This is a genomic window from Mesorhizobium sp. f-mel, from assembly GCF_053850215.1.
Genome location: NZ_JBSPTO010000064.1, coordinates 1 through 4,788, shown reverse-complemented (window position 1 = coordinate 4,788; position 4,788 = coordinate 1). Strand labels below are relative to the sequence as shown.

3 protein-coding genes and 1 pseudogene are annotated in these 4,788 nt (G+C 61.3%); all 4 read left to right on the top strand.

Going from position 1 to position 4,788, the window contains the following annotated elements:
• The coding region (locus ACWUKX_RS30765; protein WP_456010424.1) for an aldose epimerase family protein at nt 1-271 on the top strand (271 nt) is incomplete at its 5' end.
• 482 nt (nt 272-753) lie between these two features.
• The gene (locus tag ACWUKX_RS30760; RefSeq protein WP_287094559.1) at nt 754-1,851 is read left to right on the top strand and encodes a branched-chain amino acid ABC transporter substrate-binding protein; all 1,098 of its coding nucleotides are present in this window, start codon (nt 754-756) and stop codon (nt 1,849-1,851) included.
• Between the two features lie 83 nt (nt 1,852-1,934).
• Nucleotides 1,935-4,403: an adenylate/guanylate cyclase domain-containing protein gene (locus ACWUKX_RS30755; RefSeq protein WP_456010423.1), complete on the top strand. Its 2,469-nt coding sequence runs from the start codon at nt 1,935-1,937 to the stop codon at nt 4,401-4,403.
• A gap of 94 nt (nt 4,404-4,497) precedes the next feature.
• Nucleotides 4,498-4,788: pseudogene (locus ACWUKX_RS30750) on the top strand (aldose epimerase family protein); the annotation flags it as partial.

The following is a 4,788-nucleotide window of genomic DNA, read 5'->3' as shown; positions in this document are numbered from 1 at the left end:
GCTGGCATCATGGGCGCAAGGCGCAAATTCCGGCGTCGAGATGGAGCTCTGGACCACCGAGCCGGGCGTTCAGCTCTATACCGGCCAGTATCTGGCGCCGCCTTCGCCGGGGCTCGAAGGACATCGTTACAAGGCTTTTTCGGGCTTTTGCCTGGAGCCGCAGGTCTGGCCGGACGCGCCGAACCGGCCGTATTTCCCACAGGCCACGCTATGGCCGGGCCAGATCTACCACCATGTCACGGAATACCGGTTCCGACTGCCTGGCGCCTGACACGGAAGTCGGGTGGTACCGGTTCTTGCTGCGCTACCCTCCGGTTCGGACAGGATCGTGCGCAAGTTCAAAGGCCGTCGTTTGCGTTCCGATTGGACGCGCGACGCTCTCGGATCGGAACCCAATCACTGTCAGCGATCGAGTTCGGACCGTTCTCGAACATTTGAAGCCGATGGCCGGGACGAGGCAAGTTGACCCGAAAGCGACCTTCGTAGGTCGGGCCGGAACGTCTGCAAAAGGGACAATCCAATTTGTAGCACGCGATGGCAACAACCACTTAGCACCCAATTTAGTTGAGAACCTCGGCAAGCGCGAGCGCTTTAGCCATCAACTAACCCGCGCAGGGATATGGCAAATCCAGGTAGAAGCCTAATCAACGACGAGACGAGTGCGCTGTATGACCAGCCAAGATATCTACGCTCGCGGAAAGGACTGTCGGCGTTGACGGGATTGGCGTAAACTACTCGCTTGGGGTGTCATCCATGCACCGTATCATCACAGTGGCTTTTGTGGCGCTCGCGGTCGCGCTTAACTGTCCTGCGCAGGCGGAGGTGCTGATCGGGGTCGCAGGCCCGATGACCGGAAAGCTTGAGTGGACTGGCACGCAATTGAAGCGCGGCGCAGAGGTAGCTGTGGCCGACATCAATGCAGCGGGCGGCGTTCTAGGCCAACAGGTGCGGCTCATCACGGTCGACGACTTCTGCGATCCCGAGCAAGCAGTGGCTGCTGCCCAAAAGCTGGTGGCTGACGGTGTAGTGTTCGTCGTCGGGCACTACTGCTCTGGAGCCTCGATCCCAGCTTCGAAGGTGTACGAGGCGGCGGGAATTCTGCAGATTTCGCCATCCTCGACCAATCCGATGTTGACCGAGCAAGGTCGCGCCAACGTTTTCCGCGTCTGCAGTCGCGACGATGCGCAGGGCTTCGAGGCCGGCAACTACTTGGCCGATCATTGGAGCGACAAGAAGATCGCGATCCTTCACGACAACACGACCTATGGGAAGGGTCTCGCCGATGAGACAAGAAAGCAGTTGAACAAGCGGGGCGTGACCGAGACAATCTATGATGGCTACGCTCCCGGGAAAGACGACTACTCGGCCGAGATCAGTAGGCTACAGGGGGCGGATATCGCCGTGCTTTATATGGGAGGGTATCATACCGAGGCTGCGCTTATGGTTCGTGCGGCGCGCGACCGGGGCTACTCGCTTCAGCTGATCTCGGGTGACGATACGGCGACCGAGGCGTTTGGGCTCATTGCCGGCCCTGCCGCCGAGGGCACGCTCTTCACCTTTGTCCCCGACCCACGTCGAAATGCCGAAGCGGCGCAAGTCGTCGAACGATTCCGTGCCGAGAACTTCGAACCAGATTCCTGGACGCTGCATAGTTACGGTGCCGCCCAGACTTGGGCGCAGGCGGTCGAGAAGGCAGGCTCACTAGAACTCCAAGCCGTGATTGCGTCGCTGCGGAGCAATCAATTTGATACTGTGCTGGGCCGTATGGACTTTGATGACAAGGGCGACCTCACTGTTCAGAGTTGGGTATGGTATGTTTGGAAGGGCGGCGAATACGTGCCGTTGGAGTAACGGACCACCGAGCTGGCGGATCGCATTGAGCCAATCTGTGCAGATCTTATTGGCCGCGCCAGCTGAATCAACGCGTCGCCGCGATGCTTAAGCGTCTCGGCGTACGCGGCCGCCTGTTGCTCGCTTTTTTCGGTATCAGCACCTTCGCGGTGCTCGCGACAGCAGCCGCTCTTTATGCCTTTTTCGAGGTGGGGGAGGTTCTCGACCGCATCACCAAGGACCGAGTGCCATCGGCGCTCGCATCCCTCCAGCTGTCGCGGCAGGCCGAGCGGGTCGCCGCCACTGCGCCCGCCGTACTTGCTTCGACCAGCAAGGCTCAGCACAACGAGGTGTCGGCTGCGATCGCGGCCGAGATGACGCGCCTAGAGGAACTGCTTGCCGCTCTCAAAGGCGCCAAGCCTGGCACGGCGGTGGTGGCTGAGATCGAGGCTGCGGTGCTTGGTCTGCGCCGCAATCTCAATGCCCTCGATGACCTTGTCGCCGCCCGCCTCTCCGTGGTGGCGCACAAAGAGGAACTGTTACGCCGCCTGTCGGCTACGACAAATGCAAGCCAGCGCCTAGTGGCGCCCGGTATGCTCGTGATGAATTCCAAACTCCAGCAATGGCGGGCGGTCACAGCCGGCACGTCGCTTGCGTCGGATCGAGGCACGGAGGCGACGGCCGACCTGGTTCAAGCGATCGCGGCCTACATCCCGCAGCAGAAGGCGCAGCAGGAGATCTCGGCGGTCAATGACGCGCTGGTCAACACGGCGGACGCGCCTACGCCAGGCGATCTGGCGTTGATCATGTTTCCGCTGCGCCGGTCGTTCGCCGTTCTAGATACGATTTCCAACGAGATCGACGAGAGGCTGCGAACCCGTTTCCAGCAGCGGGTCAACGAGTTCAAGGCATTGATCGACGGTGGAAACAGCATCCCGAAGACGCGGCAGGACGAGTTCGCCGTCCTTGCGCAGGGTGAAAAGCTTCTGGCCGAAAACCATCAGCTGTCGCGCAGTCTTACCGCTGCCGTCGATCGCCTGGTCGCCGCGGCAGACCGCGAGATCGCGGCGTCCGGTCTCGAAGCCACGGTCGTCCAGCGCTACGGGACCGGAGTTGGTCTTGGCTCCGCCATTCTCAGCCTCTTGAGTTCCGTTCTGTTTGTGTGGCTCTATGTCGACCGTAGCCTCCTCGCGCGGCTGGGAGGGTTGAGCCAAAGCATGCTCGCGATCGCCGGCGGCGATCTTCGTGCGCCCTTGCCTGCCGCGGGCCACGACGAAATCGGCCGCATGGCCGAGGCGCTCAGGCTCTTCCGGGATACCGCAGTCGAGGTGGAGGAGAAGAACCTGCGCGAGGTCGCCGAAGCGCGTCAGCGGCTCATTGATGCCATCGAAAGCATCTCCGAGGGATTCGCTCTCTACGACGCGGAGGACCGGCTCGCCCTTAGCAATAGCCGCTACCGCGAACTGCTCTACAGCGACCTTGCGATCGAACTGACGCCCGGCACGGCCTTCGAGTACATCATTCGCCGATCCGCTGAGCGCGGCTATATCAGGGATGCTGAGGGACGGTTAGAGGAATGGGTCGCCGAGCGCCTCTCCCGGCACCGCAACCCTGGCGAACCGTGGCTGCAGCGGCGAGGCGACGGGCGATGGATTATGATTAGCGAGCGGCGGATCACCGGCGGCGGCACAGTCGCGGTCTACTCGGACATCACCGAGCTGAAGCAACGGGAGGAGAACCTCGCCGAGAAATCCGCGGCTCTCGAGGCGCTTTCCAGCAAGCTGGCGAAGTACCTGGCGCCGCAGGTCTACAACTCGATATTCACTGGCCGTCAGGACGTCAGGATCGCCAGCCAGCGGAAGAAGCTGACGATATGCTTCTCGGATATCGCCGGCTTTACCGAGACCACTGACAAAATGGAGTCCGAAGTTCTCACCCAGCTCCTCAATCACTATCTGACGGAAATGTCGAAAATTGCTTCGGATCACGGCGCGACGATCGACAAGTATGTCGGCGACGCGATCCTGATGTTTTTCGGCGATCCGGAGACTCGCGGCGTCAAGGAGGACGCGTTCGCCTGCGTGCAGATGGCTCTCGCCATGCAGAAGCGGATGAGCGAACTTGCCGAAATCTGGCGCGACATTGGAATTGAAACACCACTGCGCTGCCGCATCGGCATCCACACCGACTACTGCACTGTCGGCAACTTCGGCAGCGAGGACCGGATGGATTACACGATAATCGGCGGCGCTGTGAATCTCGCCTCACGTCTCGAGCAGGAGGCGCAGCCAGGGACCGTGCTCATTTCTTATGAGACGTTTGCGCAAGTGAAGGACATGATCGACTGCGACGAACTGGGGCACATCCACGTCAAGGGGATCGCCTATCCGGTCGCCACCTATCGCGTCATCGATCTGAAGGCCAATCTTGTCGCTGCCCATCGCTCCGTTCGAACCGAACTGCCGCATCTCAGACTAGAAGCTGAGCCCGAGCTGATGTCTGCTGACGAGCGTGACCAAGCCGCCACTGCGCTTCGAGACGTGCTCGATCAACTTTGTCACAAGCCTAGGTAGTAGGGCCCGTACCTGAATTCTCCAGCGCTCACCTCGTCGACCAGCCCACAGCCAGGCATGCCTGTCGGCCACGTGTTCTTTGGGATCGAGACACGACGGCACGATGGGCTTTCCCGGCGCGCTCGACGTGACCTGCACCTACAGGCTGAAAATCCCCGGCACGCTCAGTGTCGAGATGACCGCCACCTGCGAGGAGCCGACGCTGTGCAGCCTCACCCAGCATTCCTATTTCAACCTGGATGACGGCGGCGCCGGCGATATCTCGACCACCGGCTGATGCTGAACGCCGGCGCCTATCTTCCGGTCGATGGCGACCTTATCCCGACCGGCGTCGTGAAGCCGGTCGATGGCACGCCGTTCGATTTCCGCCAGGCGCGGCCGCTGC